This window comes from Micromonospora sp. NPDC002296 (assembly GCF_040296145.1).
Lineage (GTDB): Bacteria > Actinomycetota > Actinomycetes > Mycobacteriales > Micromonosporaceae > Micromonospora.
Window position 1 is genome coordinate 11,914 of the sequence record NZ_JBEOWQ010000030.1, and the last position, 16,530, is coordinate 28,443.

Below are 16,530 nucleotides of genomic sequence, written 5' to 3' on the forward strand. Positions count from 1 at the left end.
CCCGGCGCAGCACGCCGCCACGCGCTCGGATAGGGTCGCTGCATACGGCAAGGGGGCCGGCACCGGCACTCCCCGCCGTGCTCACCGCCTCGGGCGGTCATGGTCTTGCGGACCGCGGCGGGGTGGCCGACATGAACTGTCAACGGCCGGCTCCAACGGCCGGCGCACATCACCTCGCCGGCCGAAGCTGACGCCGGCGGATCAGAACGCGAGGAGACGGGACCTGTGACCATCCGGGTTGGCATCAACGGCTTCGGCCGCATCGGCCGTAACTTCTTCCGGGCCGTGCTGGCGTCCGGCGCGGACATCGAGGTCGTGGCCGTCAACGACCTGACCGACAACGCGACGCTCGCCCACCTGCTCAAGTACGACAGCATCCTGGGTCGCCTGCCGCACGAGGTCAAGGCGACCGCCGACGAGATCATCGTGGGCGGCAAGGCCATCAAGGCGTACGCCGAGAAGGACCCGGCGAAGCTGCCGTGGGGCGAGGCCGGCGTGGACGTGGTCATCGAGTCCACCGGCTTCTTCACCGACGCCAACAAGGCGAAGGCGCACGTCGCCGGCGGGGCCAAGAAGGTCATCATCTCCGCCCCGGCGAAGAACGAGGACGTCACGGTCGTCGTTGGCGTGAACCAGGACCAGTACGACCCGGCCAAGCACACGATCATCTCGAACGCCTCCTGCACCACCAACTGTCTCGCCCCGATGGCGAAGGTGCTGCACGACACGTTCGGCATCCAGCACGGTCTGATGACGACGATCCACGCCTACACCCAGGACCAGAACCTCCAGGACGCGCCGCACTCCGACCTGCGTCGCGCCCGGGCCGCCGCGCTGAACATCGTCCCGACCTCCACCGGCGCCGCGAAGGCCATCGGCCTGGTGCTGCCGGAGCTGAAGGGCAAGCTCGACGGGTACGCGCTGCGGGTGCCGATCCCGACCGGCTCGGCCACCGACCTCACGGTCAACGTCAACCGGGAAACCACGGTGGACGAGGTCAACGCCGCGCTGAAGGCCGCCGCCGAGGGCCCGCTCAAGGGCATCCTGGTCTACAACGAGGACCCGATCGTCTCCTCGGACATCGTCACCGACCCGGCGTCGTGCATCTTCGACGCGCCGCTGACCAAGGTCGTGGGCAACCAGGTCAAGGTCGTCGGCTGGTACGACAACGAGTGGGGCTACTCCAACCGCCTGGTCGACCTGGTCAAGCTGGTGGGTTCCTCGCTGTGAGTATCCGCAACCTCGACGACCTGCTCGCCGAGGGGGTGTCAGGTCGGCGCGTACTGGTGCGCGCCGACCTGAACGTCCCACTCGACAAGCAGACCGGGGCCATCACCGACGACGGCCGGATCCGCGCGGTGCTGCCGACGCTGACCGCCCTGACCGGGGCCGGCGCGAGGGTCGTGGTTCTCTCGCACCTGGGGCGCCCGAAGGGCTCGCCCGACCCGCAGTTCAGCCTCCGCCCGGTCGCGGCCCGCCTCGGCGAGCTGCTCGACGCGCAGGTGCGGTTCGCCGAGGACACCGTCGGCGACTCCGCCCGGTCCGCGGTCGACGCGCTCGCCGACGGCGAGGTCGCCCTGCTGGAGAACCTCCGCTTCAACAAGGGGGAGACCAGCAAGGACGACGCCGAGCGCGGCGCGTTCGCCGACCAGCTCGCCGCATTGGGCGAGGCATACGTCGACGACGCGTTCGGCGCGGTGCACCGCAAGCACGCCAGCGTCTTCGACGTGCCGGCCCGGCTGCCGCACGTCGCCGGCCGGCTGGTGCTGCGCGAGGTGGAGGTGCTGGCGAAGCTCGCCGGCGAGCCGGCGCGGCCGTACGTGGTGGTGCTCGGTGGCTCCAAGGTGTCCGACAAGCTCGCGGTGATCGAGGCGCTGCTGCCGAAGGTCGACCGGCTGCTCATCGGCGGCGGGATGTGCTTCACCTTCCTCAAGGCCCAGGGCCACGAGGTGGGCACCTCGCTGCTGGAGAAGGAGATGGTGGAGACCTGCCGTAACCTCCTGGAGCGGTCCGAGGGCAAGATCATGCTCCCGGTCGACGTGGTGGTGGCGGACGCCTTCGCCCCCGACGCGGCGCACGACACGGTCCGCGCCGACGCCATCCCCAGCCACCGGCTCGGGCTCGACATCGGCCCGGAGACGGTGGCCGGCTTCGCGGCGGCCCTGTCCCAGGCGAAGACGATCTTCTGGAACGGGCCGATGGGCGTGTTCGAGATGCCGGCCTTCGCCAACGGCACCCGGGGCGTCGCCGAGGCGATCACCTCCGCCGACGCGTTCAGCGTGGTCGGCGGCGGCGACTCCGCCGCGGCGGTCCGTGCCCTCGGGCTGGACGAGACGTCCTTCGGGCACATCTCCACCGGCGGCGGCGCCTCCCTGGAATACCTGGAGGGCAAGACCCTCCCCGGCATCGCGGCCTTGGAGGACTGATGGCGGTGACCAACCGCCGGCCGCTGATGGCCGGCAACTGGAAGATGAACCTCAACCACTTCGAGGCCAACCTGCTGGTGCAGAAGCTGGCCGCGAGCCTGACCGAGAAGCAGCTCACCGACGTCGAGTGCGTCGTGCTGCCGCCCTTCACCGACCTGCGCACCGTGCAGACCGCGGTGGACGGCGACAAGCTGCTGATCGGCTACGGCGGGCAGGACCTGTCGCCGTACCAGTCGGGGGCCTACACCGGGGACATCTCCGGGACGATGCTGGCGAAGCTCGGCTGCACGTACGTGCTGGTCGGCCACTCCGAGCGGCGGCAGTACCACCACGAGGACGACGCGCTGGTCAACGACAAGGTGTCCGCCGCGCTGGCCAACGGGCTCACCCCGATCCTGTGCATCGGGGAGGGGCTGGAGGTCCGCGAGCAGCTCCGGCACGTGCCGCACTGCTGCGACCAGCTCGACGGCGCGCTGCGCGGGCTCAGCCGCGAGCAGGTGACCAAGGTCGTCGTGGCGTACGAGCCGGTCTGGGCGATCGGGACGGGCAAGACGGCCACCCCCGAGGACGCCCAGGAGGTGTGCGGGGAGGTCCGCAAGCGGCTGGTCGAGACCTTCGACCAGGCGACCGCGGACCAGGTTCGGATCCTCTACGGCGGGTCGGTGAAGTCCTCGAACATCGCCTCGATCATGGCCAAGCCGGACGTGGACGGGGCCCTGGTGGGCGGCGCGAGCCTGGACGGCGAGGAATTCGCCAAGATCTGCCGGTTCCCGGAGCACATCACCCGCTGACGGCTCGCTATCCTTGACTCCGCCCGTCCGTCGGCCGGTGCCGCAGTGCCCGACCTGTCCGGGCGAGGATCGCTATGAGAGGACTGACCCCAGCCATGCCGATCTGGTTCGCATACACGTTGATCGTGTTGCTGGTCATCACGAGCGTCATGCTCACCATGCTCATCCTGCTGCACCGCGGTAAGGGCGGTGGGATGTCGAGCATGTTCGGCGGTGGGGTCAGCTCCAGCCTCGCCGGCTCCTCGGTGGCCGAGAAGAACCTCGACCGCTACACGGTCCTGGTGGGTATCGTCTGGTTCGCCTGCATCGTCGGGCTGGGGCTCTGGCTGCGCCTCCAGCTCAGCAGCGGGGCCTGAGAGCGAGCCCGCCGAGTCGTACAATCTGCGCGCGGTCCGTCACCGACGGGCCGCGCGCAGTCGTTTTTCCCGCTGCACCGCGTCGCCCGCCGCCCGCCCGAGCGGCGGTCCCCTCCGATGACAGGAGCGAGCAGCCGTGGCGAGTGGCAACCTGATTCGGGGTGCCCGGACCGGATCCGGCCCGGAACGCTTCAACGAGCGGCACGCGCCGGCCCCGCGCCGGTCGGTCACCTACTGGTGCCGCAACGACCACCGGATCGACGTCCCGATCGCGGCGGATGCCGAGCCGCCGCCGCAGTGGGACTGCCCCCGCTGCGGGGTTCCGGCCGGCCAGGACCCGGGCAACCCGCCGGGCCGGGCGCGCCCGGAGCCCTACAAGACCCACCTGGCGTACGTGAAGGAACGGCGCACCCCGGAGGAGGGGGAGGCCCTGCTGGCCGAGGCCCTGGCGGCCCTGCGCCGCCGACGGGGCAGGGCCTGAGCGGCGGGGCCGGGGGCACCCGACGGACACGCGAAAGGGCCCCCGTGGGGGCCCTTTCGTAGGGCTCAGCGCAGGCTGCGCAGCCGGGGCGGGATGTCGGCCGCCGCCGCCCGGTCGAGCAGCCAGAGGGTGCGCCCGACGCCCTGCGCCCCGGCGGCCGGGAGTTGCATCGGGCCGGCCCCGGCCAGCGCCATGCTGACCGCGCGAGCCTTGTCCGCGCCGCTGGCGATCAGCCAGACCTCCTCGGCGGTGTTGATCGCCGGGAGGGTGAGCGTGGTGCGCACCGGCGGCGGCTTGGGGCTGCCCCGCACGGCGCTGACCGGCCGGCTGTCGTGGTGCACGGGATGCTCCGGGAAGACCGAGGCGACGTGCCCGTCCTCGCCCACCCCGAGCATCAGCACGTCGAAGTGGGGGAGCACGGCGTGCCCGGGGCGGGCCGCCCGGGCCAGCTCGGCGGCGTACCCGGCGGCGGCGGCCTCCGGGTCGGCCCCGGCAGGGCCGTCGGACGCCGGCATCGGGTGCACCCGGGCCGGGTCCAGCGGCACCGCGTCCAGCAGCGCCGCCCGGGCCTGCGTCTCGTTGCGCTCCGGGTCCCCGGCCGGCAGGAACCGCTCGTCGCCCCACCAGACGTCGACCCGGGACCAGTCGACCGCGTCCCGTGCCGGCAGCGCGTCCACCGCCCGGTACACGGCGGCGGCGATCCGGCCGCCGGTCAGCACCACCGCCGCCTGGCCCCGGTCCGCCTGCGCGTCGAGCAGCTTCACCAGCAACCGGGCCGCCACCGCCTGCGCCAGCAGTTCGGCATCGGCGTGGACGGCGACACTCGTCTCACTCATGTGTTGTGCCTTCGTCTCCGGACCGCCCTCGCGGTCCCTGTTCGTCGTGCCCGGGGGCCGGCGGCCCTCCGTCGCGCGGGCCCGCGGACCGGGCCGGCGGGCCGGACCCGGCCCGCCCACGCCGTCGTCAGGGCCTCGCGCTGGTGCCGGCGTGGGCGGTGACGCCCGCCTCGGCCCGCTTCGCGGTCGCCGGGTCCTTCCAGACGTGCACCCGCTGGGCGGGCCGCTCGTCCAGCCCGGAGACACCGGCCATCGCGCCCAGCGCCTCGGCGTAGACCTGGTCGGCGTCCAGCCGACGCAGTTCCTCGGCCAACTCGTCGCCGAGCGGCCGGCGGACCAGCGGCAACTGCCGGTCGTCCTGCCCGGTGCGCTGGAACGTGGCCAGGCTGTCCTCCCGGGTCAGGGTGAGCACTTCGCCGTTGGCGCAGCTCAGCTGCACCTCCCGCATCCGGGGGGACGCGTCGCTGGGCTCCCAACGCGGGGTGATCCCGAGCCGGCTGCCGAGCCAGCCGCACATCAGCGCGGCCGTCGGGTCGGTCGGCGGGGCCACCACCCGGGCCTCGGTGACCCGCGCGTCCGTGGTGTCGAACGCGCCGGCCACCAGGGTGCGCCACGGGGTGATCCGGGTCCACGCCAGGTCGGTGTCCCCCGGGGCGTAGTCCCGGGCCCGCTGGCGTAGCGCCTCGATCGGGTCGGCGGCCTGCGCCGTGTCGGTGATCCGCCGGTCGGCGACCACGCCGAGGAAGTCCGTCGCGATCTCCGCCGCCGGCTCGCCGTGCCACCACGTCACCACCGGAACGTCCGGCACCAGCAGCGGCATCACCACCGACTCGGCGTGCAGCGCCAGCCGGCCGTACATCCGGGTGACCACCGCCTCGCACGGGCCGAGCCGGCCGCCGACGACGATCTCCGCGTCCAGCCGGTTGCGCTCCCGCTCGACGTCGGTTCGGACCACCACGAGCAGCCGGCACGGGTGGGCGGCGGCGGCTATGGTCGCCGCCGCCTCCGCCTCGCGGACCCGCTTCTCGTCGACCACCACGATCAGGGTGAGCGCCATGCCGCTGGCCACCCCGCCCGCGCTGCGCCGCTCCGCGGCGAGCGCCTTGACCACCTCGTTGCCGGTGGTGTCCCAGAGCCCGATCAATGGAACCTCCTGGTTCGCTCGCTGTGCCCGCTCACGCTCTTCGCCACGCCCGGCCCTCGCGGGCCAGCATCTCGTCGGCGGCCCGGGGGCCCCACTCGCCGGCCCGGTACGGCTCCGGCTTCGTGCCCTCCCAGGCGTGCTCCAGGGGGTCCACCACCGCCCAGCTCTGCTCGACCTCGGCGGCGTCGGGGAAGAGGGTACGGTCGCCGATCAGCACGTCCAGCACCAGCCGCTCGTACGCCTCAGGGCTGGACTCGGTGAACGCCTCGCCGTACTGGAAGTCCATCGCGATGTCGCGGACCTCCATCGTGGTGCCCGGCACCTTGGAGCCGAACTTCAGCACCACGCCCTCGTCCGGCTGCACCCGGATGACGAGCTGGTTGTTGCCGAGCATCTCCATGTCGGCCGCGTTGAACGGCAGGTGCGGGGCCTTCTTGAACATGATGGCGACCTCGGTCACCCGCCGGGGCAGCCGCTTGCCGGCCCGGATGTAGAACGGCACCCCCGCCCAGCGGCGGTTCTGGATGCCGAGCTCCACGGCCACGTACGTCTCCGTGGTGGAGTCCGACGGGACGCCCTCCTCGTCCAGGTAACCGACCGCCCGCTGCCCGGCGACCCAGCCCGGCAGGTACTGCCCGCGTACGGTGCCCCGGGAGACCTCCTTCGGCAGGGTGATCGCCTTGAGCACCTTCAGCTTCTCGGCCCGGATCTCGTCGGCGTCGAAGCTGGTCGGCTCCTCCATCGCCACCAGCGCCAGGAGCTGGAGCAGGTGGTTCTGGAAGACGTCCCGGGCGGTGCCGACCGAGTCGTAGAAGCCGGCCCGGCTGCCGATGCCGACGTCCTCGGCCATCGTGATCTGCACCGAGTCGACGTACTTGGAGTTCCACAGCGGCTCGAACAGGCTGTTGGCGAACCGCAGGGCCAGGATGTTCTGGACGGTCTCCTTGCCCAGGTAGTGGTCGATTCGGAAGACGTCCTGCCGGGTGAACACGTCGTCGACGAGGTCGTTGAGCTCCTTCGCCGAGGGCAGGTCGTGCCCGAACGGCTTCTCCACCACCACCCGGCGCCAGCCGCCGCACTTCTCGTTGTCGGCCATCCCGGTGCGGGCGAGCTGCTTGAGCACCACGGGGAACGCCGCCGGGGGGATGGAGAAGTAGAAGGCCGCGTTGCCGTGGATACCGTGAGTACCGCGCAGCTCGTCCAGTGTCCGGTTGAGCTGGTCGAAGGCGTTGTCGTCGTCGAACGAGCCGCCGACGAACTTGATGTTGCCGGCCAGCCGGGCCCAGACCTCCTCCCGCCAGGGCGTCCGGGCGTGCTTCTTGGCCGCCTCGTGGGCCAGCGACTCGAAGTCGCCGTCACCCCAGTCGCGCCGGGCGAAGCCCAGGACCACGAAACCGGGTGGCAGCAGCCCCCGGTTCGCCAGGTCGTAGACCGCCGGTAGCAACTTCTTCTGCGCCAGGTCACCGGTCACCCCGAAGATCACCAGAGCGCAGGGCTCCGGGATCCGCGGCAGCCGCCGGTCCTGCGCGTCGCGCAGCGGGTTCACGCCGCCTCCTCGCTCCGCTGGTGTCACATCGTCCATCGTCAGGTTCGTAGTTGCCGGACCGCGTCGAGCAGCTGGGCCACTCCCGCCGACCGGTTGGTCAGGTGCAGCCGCAGCACCGGACGCCCCCGGCCGGCCAGGGTCTGCCGGTCGCCAGCAGCCTGGGCAGCCTGAAGTTCCCCGAAGGAGTACGGCTTCCCGGGCACGTGCAGATCATTGTCGACGGTACCGGTCACCTGGAGGTAACGGCCCACCTGAGGACCACCCCTGTGGTACTGGCCGGTGGAATGCAGGAAGCGCGGCCCCCAGCCGAAGGTGACCGGCCGGCCGGACGCCTCGGCGAGCAGCGGACGCAGCCGGGCCGCGTCGGCGTCGGCGAGCCGGTCCAGGTACGCCAGCACGGCGAGGTAGCCGCCGCCGACGCCGTCGATCAGGTGGCGCAGCGCGCCGGCCAGGTCGCCGGGGCTGCCCGCCGGGGCGTACACCTCGATCGCGCCCGTGGTCGACGACGGCGGCTCCGCCGGCGCGGCCGAGGCCAGGATGCGTGCGGTGTGCTCCTTGCTCTCGGCGACGTCCGGCTGGTCGAACGGGTTCACCCCGAGCACCGCGCCGGCCACCGCCGTGGCGTACTCCCAGGCCAGGAACTGGGCGCCGAGCGGACCGTTGACCGCGACGTCCGGCGCGCACCCGCCGCCGGGGACGGCCCCGGGGGGCAGCGCCCCGCCGTAGCTGACGGTGAGCACGTCCGGGCCGGTGCCGCCGGGGGCGTCGGGGGACTCCAGCACGACCGGCAGGATGCCGAGGCCGGCCTTGCCGGTGGACTCGGCGAGCAACTGCTCGATCCAGTCGCCGAGCCCGTCGATCCCGGTGCCGTCGCCGATCAGGGCGATCTTGTCCCGGCCCCCGGTGGCCGCCGCGCCGAGCGCGGCGCCCAGCGCCAGGCCCGGGTTGTCGGTGTCCCGGGCCAGCGACTGCGACAGCGCCTCGGCCTGTTCGAGCAGATCCGTCACCTCGACCCCGGCCAGCGCCGCCGGTACCAGCCCGAACGCGGTCAGCGCCGAGTACCGGCCGCCCACCTGAGGGTCGGCGAGCACGGTGACCGCGCCGAGCTCGGCGGCGACGGACTCCAGCGGCGAGCCCGGGTCGGTGACCACCACGAAGTGCCGGCCGGCCTCCGCCTCGGTCAGCCCGGCGTCGAGGAACGCCCGGAGGTAGGCCCGCCGGTGGCTGTCGGTCTCCACCGTGCTGCCGGACTTGCTGGCCAGCACGACCACGGTGCGCTCCAGCCGGTCGGCCAGCGCCGCCCGGACCTGGCCCGGGTCGGTGGTGTCCAGCACGGTCAGCGGCCGGCCCAGGGTGCGGGTGATCACCTCGGGGGCGAGCGACGAGCCGCCCATCCCGGCGAGCACCACGTGGTCCAGGTCCGCCAGTTCGGCGGTCAGCTCGGCGAGCTGGGGGAGCAGCTCCCAACTGCGCCGGTGGGTGTCCAGCCAGCCGAGCCGGGCCCTCGCCTCGGCCTCGGCCTCCGGCCCCCACAGCGTGGGGTCCTGCGCGGCCAGTCTCGCCGGGACGCCCCGGGTCACCAGGGCGTCCCGGGTCGACGCGGACGCGGACCGGTCGACCGCGCCCGCGCCGTGCACGACGAGCCCGGCGGACGCGTCCGCCGGGCCGGCGAGCAGGTCGCTCACGTGGCCGCCCCGGGGTGGTGCCCCGGGGCGCGTCCGCGAGCGTCGGTCACGCATTGCCCCCCGCCTGCTGGGCGGCCTGCGCGTTGCCCTGCGCGGCCTGGCCGGGCCGCCCGGTGCCCCGGCCCGCCGCGGCGAGCGACTTGCGCACCCCGTCGAGCAGCTCCAGCCAGCTCGCCTCGAACTTCTCCACGCCCTCCCGCTCCAGGACGGCGATCACGTCGGACATGTCGACGCCGGCGGCCTCCAGGTCGGTGAAGACCTCGCGGGCCGCGTCGTACGCGCCGGTGATGGTGTCGCCGGTGGTCTCGCCGTGGTCGGCGTACGCGTGGATGACCGACTCCGGCATCGTGTTGACCGTGCCGGGGGCGATCAGCTCCTCGACGTAGATGACGTCCCGGTAGTCCGGGTTCTTCGTCGAGGTGGACGCCCACAGCGGGCGCTGCGGGTGGGCGCCCGCGTCGGCCAGGGCCTGCCACCGGTCGGAGGAGAAGACCTCGCCGTAGCGCTCGTACGCGAGCTGGGCGTTGGCGACGGCGGCCTTGCCGCGCAGCGCCTTGGCCTCGTCGGAGCCGACCTTCTCCAGCCGCTTGTCGACCTCGGAGTCGACCCGGGAGACGAAGAACGACGCCACCGAGCCGATCTTGGACAGGTCGTGGCCGTTGGCCTTCGCCTGCTCCAGGCCGGCGAGGAACGCCTCCATCACCTGCGAGTACCGGTCCAGGCCGAAGATCAGCGTGACGTTGACGCTGATCCCCTCGGCCAGGGTCGCGGTGATCGCCGGCAGACCCGCCTCGGTGGCCGGGATCTTGATGAACAGGTTCGGCCGGTCGACCAGCCACCACAGCGCCTTGGCCTCGGCGACCGTCTTGTCGGTCTCGTGGGCCAGCCGCGGGTCCACCTCGATGGAGACCCGGCCGTCGACGCCGTTGCTGGCGTCGTACGACGGGCGCATCACGTCGCACGCCCACCGCACGTCGTACGTGGTGAGCATGCGCACCGACTCCTCCACCTCCACCCCACGGGTGGCGAGGTCGCGCAGCTGCCAGTCGTACTCGTCGGCGGCGGCGAGCGCCTTTGCGAAGATCGTCGGGTTGGTGGTCACGCCGACCACGTGCTTCTCCCGGCGGAGCTGGTCCAGCCCGCCGGAGCTGAGCCGCACGCGGGAGAGATCGTCGAGCCAGACCGCCACCCCGGCGGCGGTGAGCTTGCTAATCCTGTCCGTCATGCCGTCCACGCTCCCCTCAGTTGCCGGTCGTGAAACCGGTGATGTCGCCCACCCGGGTCAGCGCCGCGTGCGCGGCGGCCACGATCCGGTCGGGGGTGAACCCGAACTGCTCGAAGAGCACGGAGTGCGGGGCGCTCGCGCCGTAGTGCTCCAGGCTCACGCTCTCGCCGGAGTCACCGACGATCCCGCGCCAGGACATGCCGATACCCGCCTCCACGCTCACCCGTGCCTTTACCCCGCGCGGCAGGACCGACTCCCGGTACGCCTCGTCCTGCGCGTAGAACCACTCCTGGCACGGCATCGACACCACCCGGGTGGGGGTGCCGTCGGCCTCCAGCCGCTCCCGGGCGGTGAGGCAGAGCTGCACCTCGGAGCCGGTCCCGACGATGATCACCTGCGGCTTGCCGTTGGACGCCTCGGCCAGCACGTAGCCGCCCTTGGTGACGCCCTCGGCGCCGCCCAGCGTCGAACGGTCCAGGGTCGGCAGGGCCTGCCGGCTCAGCGCCAGCGCGGTCGGCCGGTCGGTGTGCTCCAGCGCCTGCCGCCACGCCCACGCGGTCTCGTTGGCGTCGGCCGGCCGGACCACGTCCAGGCCGGGGATCGCCCGCAGCGCGGTCAGGTGCTCCACCGGCTGGTGGGTCGGACCGTCCTCGCCGAGGCCGATCGAGTCGTGCGTCCAGACGTAGACCACCGGCAGCTTCATCAGCGCGGCGAGCCGCACCGACGGGCGCATGTAGTCGCTGAACACCAGGAACGTGCCGCCGTACGGGCGGGTGCCGCCGTGCAGGGAGATGCCGTTGAGGATGGCGCCCATGGCGTGCTCGCGGATGCCGAAGTGCAGCGTGCGGCCGTACTCGTGGCCCGGGAAGTCCTTGGTGGCGTGCGTCGCCGGGATGAACGACGGCTCGCCCTTCATCGTGGTGTTGTTGCTCTCCGCCAGGTCGGCCGAGCCACCCCACAGCTCGGGCAGCACCGGGGCGAGGGCCTCCAGCACCTTGCCGGACGCGGCCCGGGTGGCGACGCCCTTGGCGTCGGCCGGGAAGGTCGGCAGCGCCTCGGTCCAGCCCTCCGGCAGCACCCGCTGGGACATCCGGTCCCACAGCGCCTTGCGCTCCGGGTTGGCCTTCGCCCAGCCCTCGTACGCCTTCTCCCACTCCTGCTGGGCCTGCGCACCGCGCTCCAGCACCCGGCGGGCGTGGCCGAGGACCTCCTCGTCGACCTCGAAGCTCTGGGCCGGGTCGAAGCCGAGGAGCTGCTTGGTGGCGGCCACCTCGTCGGCACCCAGCGCCGAGCCGTGGATCTTGCCGGTGTTCTGCTTGTTCGGGGCGGGCCACCCGATGATGGTGCGCAGCGCGACGAACGAGGGGCGGCCGGTCTCGGCCTTCGCCGCCAGCAGCGCCCGGTGCAGCGCCTCGACGTCCTCGTGGTAGTCGCCCTGGTCGGCGTCGCCGGTGCGCCAGTCGACGGTCTGCACGTGCCAGCCGTACGCCTCGTAGCGGGCCGCGACGTCCTCGCTCTTGGCGATGCGGGTGTCGTCCTCGATCGAGATCTCGTTGTCGTCGTAGATCACCGTGAGGTTGCCGAGCTGCTGGTGCCCGGCGAGCGCGCTGACCTCGTGGCTGATGCCCTCCTCGATGTCCCCGTCGGAGACGATGCACCAGATGTCGTGGTCGAAGACCGACGCGCCGGCCTCGGACTCCGGGTCGAACAGGCCGCGCTCGCGGCGGGCCGCCATCGCCATGCCGACCGCGTTGCCCAGGCCCTGGCCGAGCGGGCCGGTGGTGGTCTCCACGCCCGGGGTGTGCCCGTGCTCGGGGTGGCCCGGGGTGAGCGAGCCCCACTGCCGCAGCGCCTTGAGGTCGTCCAGTGCCAGCGGGTACCCGGAGAGGAAGAGCTGGATGTAGAGGGTCAGGCTGGAGTGGCCGGCGGAGAGCACGAACCGGTCCCGGCCCGCCCAGTTCGGGTCGGTCGGGTTGTGCCGGATCACCCGGTTGAAGAGGAGGTACGCCGCGGGGGCGAGGCTCATCGCCGTACCGGGGTGGCCGTTGCCGGATTTCTCCACGGCGTCCATGGCCAGCACGCGGACGAGGTCGACGGCCCGGCGGTCGAGGTCGGACCAGTTGAGTGCGGGTTGCTCGGGTCGGTTGGCAGCCACGATGGTTGTGCTCCTCGGCAGTTGGGCGGAACCCTCACTGGTGACCCTATCGAGCGGCCCTAAACCTGCGCCCAGGGATCTCCGCATGCCGGTCCGTGCGGGTCCGACCGGGTCGGCCCTTCCACCAGGGTGTGACGGCCCGCACCGTTGTCGGGTCGCGCGGGCAGCCAAAACGACGACGCGTAGTGTGTGGATCGGTGTGTGGACCCGGACGGGTCCGATCGACCCAACCCCCCCTGCCGACGCCGGAAGGTGGCTATCCGTGAGCATGATCACCGAGCGCCCCGTCAGCAACTCTGCCGGGCAGCCGCCGGTGCGCACGGTGACCGAGACGCCAACGGCGTCCCGGCGGGACGTCCGGGCGGTGGTCTCGGCATACGTCTCGCTGACCAAGCCGCGCATCGTCGAGCTGCTGCTGGTCACGACCGTCCCGGCGATGATGCTGGCCCAGGGGGGCCTGCCGTCGCTGTGGCTGATGGCGGTGGTGCTGGTGGGCGGCTCGCTCGCCGCCGGCGCGGCCAGCGTGCTCAACTGCTACATCGACCGGGACATCGACCAGCTCATGCGGCGCACCAAGCGCCGCCCGCTGCCGACGCACATCGTCTCGCCGCGCAGCGCGCTGATCTTCGGGCTGGTGCTGGCGGTGGTCTCGGTGGCCCTGATGGCCGCGTTCACCAACTGGCTGGCCGCCGGGCTGACGCTGGCCGCGATCGCCTACTACGACCTGGTCTACACGCTCTGGCTGAAGCGGACCACGCCGCAGAACACCTTCTGGGGCGGCGCGTGCGGTGCGGCCCCGGTGCTGATCGGCTGGGCCGCGGTGACCGGCTCGCTGGCCCCGGCGGCGTGGGCGTTGTTCGCGGTGGTCTTCTTCTGGCAGATGCCGCACTTCTACCCCCTCGCCATGAAGTACAAGGCGGACTACGCGCGCGCCGGCATCCCGATGCTGCCGGTCGTCGCCTCGACCCGCCGGGTCAACGCCGAGATCATCGGCTTCGCCTGGCTGACCCTGCTCTCCTCGCTGGCCGTCTGGCCGCTCGGGATGAGCGCCATCTACGGCGTCACCGCGCTGGTGTCCGGCGGGGTCTTCGTGTATGAAGCGCACAAGCTGTGCCGCCAGGTGGCCCGGGGCGGGGCGGTCCGGCCGATGCGACTGTTCCACTGGTCGTACGTCTACCTGACCATCCTGTTCGCCGCCGTCGCCGTGGACGCCCTGATCTAGACGCGGTCTCCGCGAGGGCGCGGGCCGGGGCCGTCGGGTCCCGGCCCGCGCCGTATGCGGCTCCGGCGGTACGCCCGGCCTCCCGTATCGCTCCGACAAATCATCATCGTTGATGAGTTGTCCACCTTTGGTGACCTATCAGAATGATTTTCACCCTGAGTCGGGTTCACTCAACTCCGGTGACAACGGGTGACTTTGTCGCTGAGTTATAGCCGTTTAAGTCGGATAAATACGTGCGAAGCACCTGTGGGCTTCCTTAAACGGTCGGGTAATGGGCATCACAAATAGTTCATGGTTCTCGCACGTCACAAGGGAACTCTGCTTAGGCTTCGCGTCATGGCAGAAGGTTCCGATACGACGCTGGCGGCTCAGCAGACCGTCGCCGACCAGACCCCCGACGGTCTGGTCGCGGGCATCAAGTCTTTCGCCGCCGGGCACGGCGGGGCGAGGGCGGTCATCGAGTACGTCGGCAAGCGCGGCGCGCGCATCGTCCTCGTAGGCTCCGACGGGGCCTGGGGCGACCAGTTCGCGGAGGACACCGGCGTCGCGCGGGAGGCGTGCGCCAGGGCGGGAGTCACCGTCGAGAACGCCTGGGAGCGGGAGCTGATGGACCAGATGCGCCCGAGCAACGACCTGTGGCGGTCCATGGCCCGGCGCGCGATGGCCCGCTGACGCCCGGATGACCGAACACCACCACCAGCCGGCCCGGGGGGAACCCCGGGTCGCTCTCGTGACGTGCGCCGAGCTGTCCGACCTCGACCCGGACGAGCGGCTCCTGTTCGCCCCGCTGGCCGGGCGCGGCGTTTCGGTCACGGTCGCCGTCTGGGACGACCCGGCGGTCGACTGGGCCGCGTACGACCTGGTCGTGATCCGCTCGCCCTGGGACTACGCGCTGCGTCGCGACGAGTTCGTGGCCTGGGCCGACACCGTGCCCCGGCTGGTCAACCCGGCCGACGTGGTGCGCTGGAACACCGACAAGCGCTACCTCGGCGACCTGTCGGCCGCCGGCGTGCCCACCGTGCCGACCGGCTGGGTCCTGCCGGGGGAGAGCTGGGAACCGCCGACCACCCACGGCGAGTACGTGGTCAAGCCGGCGGTCAGCGCCGGCAGTCAGGACACCGGCCGGTACGACCTGGCCGACCCCGGGCACCGCGAGCTGGCCACGGCCCACGTGCGGCGGCTGTCCCGGGCCGGCCGGGTGACCATGGTCCAGCCGTACCTGACGGCGGTGGACACGGCGGGGGAGACCGCGCTGCTGTACCTGGCCGGGCCGGACGGGCTCCGGTTCAGCCACGCGATCCGCAAGGGCCCGATGCTGACCGGCCCCGACCTGGGCCCCGACGGGCTGTACAAAGTTGAGGACATCAGCTCCCGGACGGCCACCCCCGACCAGCTCGCCGTCGCCGAGCGGAGCCTGGCGGCGGTTCCCGGCGGGTCGGAGCGCCTGCTCTACGCCCGGGTCGACCTCATCCCGGGCCCCGACGGGTCACCCGTGCTGGTCGAGCTGGAACTGACCGAGCCGTCCCTGTTCCTCGGGTACGCCGACGGTGCCCCCGAGCGCCTGGCCGAAGCGATCCTCACCCACCTGTCCCACCCCCGGTGACCCCAACCGTCCGTCCCGCGCGGGCCCGCGCGGGACGGGACGGTCAGACGGTTGCCGGGACGGTGCTGATCCTGGCCGGCGCCGGGGTCTGGGTCGGGTGGCGTTCCCGGGTCGACCAGAGCACCGCCAGGGTGGCGAGCAGGACGAGGCAGGAGCCGAGCATGTGCGCTGCGACCAGCACCCCGGGCAGGTGGGTGAAGTACTGGACGAAGCCGATCAGGCCCTGACTCAGCTCCACCACGACCAGCACGACGGCGGCCCGCTCGGCCCGTCGGGCGCCGACCGCGCGGAACGCGAAGACCAGTGCCACCGAGAGCCCGATCAGCAGGAACACCCCGTCGGCGTGCACCTGCGAGATCGACTGCGGGTCGAGGCCGTTGCGGGCCGCGCCCTGGTCGCCGGCGTGCGGGCCGCTGCCGGTGACCCAGGTGCCGATCACCAGCACCGCGACGCTCACCACGGTGGTGACCAGCGCCAGCGTCCGCAGCGGCCTCGCCACCGTGGGTGCCGTCGGGCCGTCCGGCTCGTCGATGCGCCGCCAGAGCGCGTAGGCGACCGCGATCACCGCCATCGAGGCGAGGAAGTGCAGGCCGACCACCCACGGGTTCAGGTTGGTCAGCACGGTGATCCCGCCGAGGATCGCCTGCGCGGGGATGCCGAACAGAACCCCGATCGCCAGCGGCAGCAGGGCCCGCCGCCGCGCCCCGTGCAGCAGCACGGCCACTACCACCGCCAGCGCGATCGCGCCGACGGCGAAGGTGAGCAGCCGGTTGCCGAACTCGATGACGCCGTGCACGCCCATCTCCGATGTCGTCGTGTACGACGCGTCGGTGCACCTGGGCCAGGTGGGGCAGCCGAGGCCGGACGCGGTCAGCCGAACCGCCCCGCCGGTGACCACGATGGCCACGTTCGCGATGATCGAGGCGAGCGCCAGGCGGCGCAGCAGGGTGGTGGAGGCCGGGAACCGGACGGATCGCTTCACGGGGCAAATCCTACGCAACGTAGTGGACCCCGATCGGGTGACTCCGCCGCGCCGGTGGCTCGGATCACCGGGACCCCG

Annotated in this window: 15 protein-coding genes; 8 read left to right on the forward strand and 7 right to left on the reverse strand. The window is 72.3% G+C overall.

All coding sequences use genetic code 11. The annotated features are described in order from the left end of the window. Positions 1-225 precede the first annotated feature (225 nt). The 5 genes from gap (at position 226) to ABT023_RS21215 (ending at position 4,054) form a co-directional block, all read left to right on the forward strand. Complete coding sequence (gene gap, locus ABT023_RS21195) at positions 226-1,230, forward strand: type I glyceraldehyde-3-phosphate dehydrogenase (RefSeq protein ID WP_350888107.1); 1,005 nt, start codon at positions 226-228, stop codon at positions 1,228-1,230. After that, positions 1,227-2,426, forward strand: a complete 1,200-nt coding sequence (locus ABT023_RS21200) for a phosphoglycerate kinase (protein WP_350888108.1) — start codon at positions 1,227-1,229, stop codon at positions 2,424-2,426. The genes gap and ABT023_RS21200 overlap by 4 nt, the downstream gene beginning before the upstream one ends. Next, entirely contained in the window at positions 2,426-3,217 is a 792-nt protein-coding gene (gene tpiA, locus ABT023_RS21205) for a triose-phosphate isomerase (protein WP_350888109.1), read from the forward strand. The genes ABT023_RS21200 and tpiA overlap by 1 nt, the downstream gene beginning before the upstream one ends. A gap of 95 nt (positions 3,218-3,312) precedes the next feature. Continuing rightward, positions 3,313-3,573, forward strand: coding sequence for a preprotein translocase subunit SecG (gene secG / locus ABT023_RS21210; RefSeq protein ID WP_350888110.1), 261 nt, complete (start codon positions 3,313-3,315; stop codon positions 3,571-3,573). A 136-nt stretch (positions 3,574-3,709) separates the two neighbouring features. Further along, a complete protein-coding gene (locus tag ABT023_RS21215; RefSeq protein ID WP_350888111.1) occupies positions 3,710-4,054 on the forward strand; it encodes an RNA polymerase-binding protein RbpA in 345 nt (114 codons plus the stop codon). Between the two features lie 65 nt (positions 4,055-4,119). On the opposite strand, the gene pgl is transcribed toward ABT023_RS21215, so the two are convergent. The 6 genes from pgl to tkt all read right to left on the reverse strand — a co-directional run bounded on the left by pgl (position 4,120) and on the right by tkt (position 12,645). Next, positions 4,120-4,890 (reverse strand): 6-phosphogluconolactonase, encoded by a 771-nt coding sequence (gene pgl, locus ABT023_RS21220; RefSeq protein ID WP_350888112.1) that lies wholly within the window; start codon positions 4,888-4,890, stop codon positions 4,120-4,122. Between the two features lie 127 nt (positions 4,891-5,017). Continuing rightward, positions 5,018-6,034, reverse strand: a complete 1,017-nt coding sequence (locus ABT023_RS21225) for a glucose-6-phosphate dehydrogenase assembly protein OpcA (protein WP_350888113.1) — start codon at positions 6,032-6,034, stop codon at positions 5,018-5,020. Positions 6,035-6,065: 31 nt separating this feature from the next. Continuing rightward, positions 6,066-7,616, reverse strand: coding sequence for a glucose-6-phosphate dehydrogenase (gene zwf, locus ABT023_RS21230; protein WP_350888114.1), 1,551 nt, complete (start codon positions 7,614-7,616; stop codon positions 6,066-6,068). 2 nt (positions 7,617-7,618) lie between these two features. Next, on the reverse strand, positions 7,619-9,265 hold the full coding sequence (locus ABT023_RS21235) for a phosphoglucose isomerase-related protein (protein ID WP_350888115.1): 1,647 nt from the start codon (positions 9,263-9,265) through the stop codon (positions 7,619-7,621). Between the two features lie 46 nt (positions 9,266-9,311). Then, positions 9,312-10,490 carry a transaldolase gene (tal, locus tag ABT023_RS21240; protein WP_350888116.1) on the reverse strand — a complete coding sequence of 393 codons (1,179 nt, stop codon included), beginning with the start codon at positions 10,488-10,490 and terminating at the stop codon, positions 9,312-9,314. Between the two features lie 16 nt (positions 10,491-10,506). Further along, a complete protein-coding gene (gene tkt / locus ABT023_RS21245) occupies positions 10,507-12,645 on the reverse strand; it encodes a transketolase (RefSeq protein WP_350888117.1) in 2,139 nt (712 codons plus the stop codon). 262 nt (positions 12,646-12,907) lie between these two features. Here tkt and ABT023_RS21250 point away from each other — a divergent pair, with 262 nt between their 5' ends. The 3 genes from ABT023_RS21250 to ABT023_RS21260 all read left to right on the forward strand — a co-directional run bounded on the left by ABT023_RS21250 (position 12,908) and on the right by ABT023_RS21260 (position 15,470). Then, positions 12,908-13,867, forward strand: a complete 960-nt coding sequence (locus ABT023_RS21250; protein WP_350888118.1) for a heme o synthase — start codon at positions 12,908-12,910, stop codon at positions 13,865-13,867. 336 nt (positions 13,868-14,203) lie between these two features. After that, positions 14,204-14,539: a hypothetical protein gene (locus ABT023_RS21255; protein ID WP_350888119.1), complete on the forward strand. Its 336-nt coding sequence runs from the start codon at positions 14,204-14,206 to the stop codon at positions 14,537-14,539. A gap of 7 nt (positions 14,540-14,546) precedes the next feature. After that, a complete protein-coding gene (locus tag ABT023_RS21260) occupies positions 14,547-15,470 on the forward strand; it encodes an ATP-grasp domain-containing protein (protein WP_350888120.1) in 924 nt (307 codons plus the stop codon). Between the two features lie 43 nt (positions 15,471-15,513). On the opposite strand, the gene ABT023_RS21265 is transcribed toward ABT023_RS21260, so the two are convergent. Then, positions 15,514-16,470: a COX15/CtaA family protein gene (locus ABT023_RS21265; protein ID WP_350888121.1), complete on the reverse strand. Its 957-nt coding sequence runs from the start codon at positions 16,468-16,470 to the stop codon at positions 15,514-15,516. Positions 16,471-16,530: the final 60 nt, after the last annotated feature.

Coding starts and splice junctions, on each gene's coding strand:
- tpiA (WP_350888109.1), top strand. CDS start 2,426: ATGGCGGTGACCAACCGCCGGCCGCTGATGGCCGGCAACTGGAAGATG.
- tal (WP_350888116.1), bottom strand. CDS start 10,490: ATGACGGACAGGATTAGCAAGCTCACCGCCGCCGGGGTGGCGGTCTGG.
- ABT023_RS21255 (WP_350888119.1), top strand. CDS start 14,204: ATGGCAGAAGGTTCCGATACGACGCTGGCGGCTCAGCAGACCGTCGCC.
- pgl (WP_350888112.1), bottom strand. CDS start 4,890: ATGAGTGAGACGAGTGTCGCCGTCCACGCCGATGCCGAACTGCTGGCG.
- secG (WP_350888110.1), top strand. CDS start 3,313: ATGCCGATCTGGTTCGCATACACGTTGATCGTGTTGCTGGTCATCACG.
- ABT023_RS21260 (WP_350888120.1), top strand. CDS start 14,547: ATGACCGAACACCACCACCAGCCGGCCCGGGGGGAACCCCGGGTCGCT.
- zwf (WP_350888114.1), bottom strand. CDS start 7,616: ATGGACGATGTGACACCAGCGGAGCGAGGAGGCGGCGTGAACCCGCTG.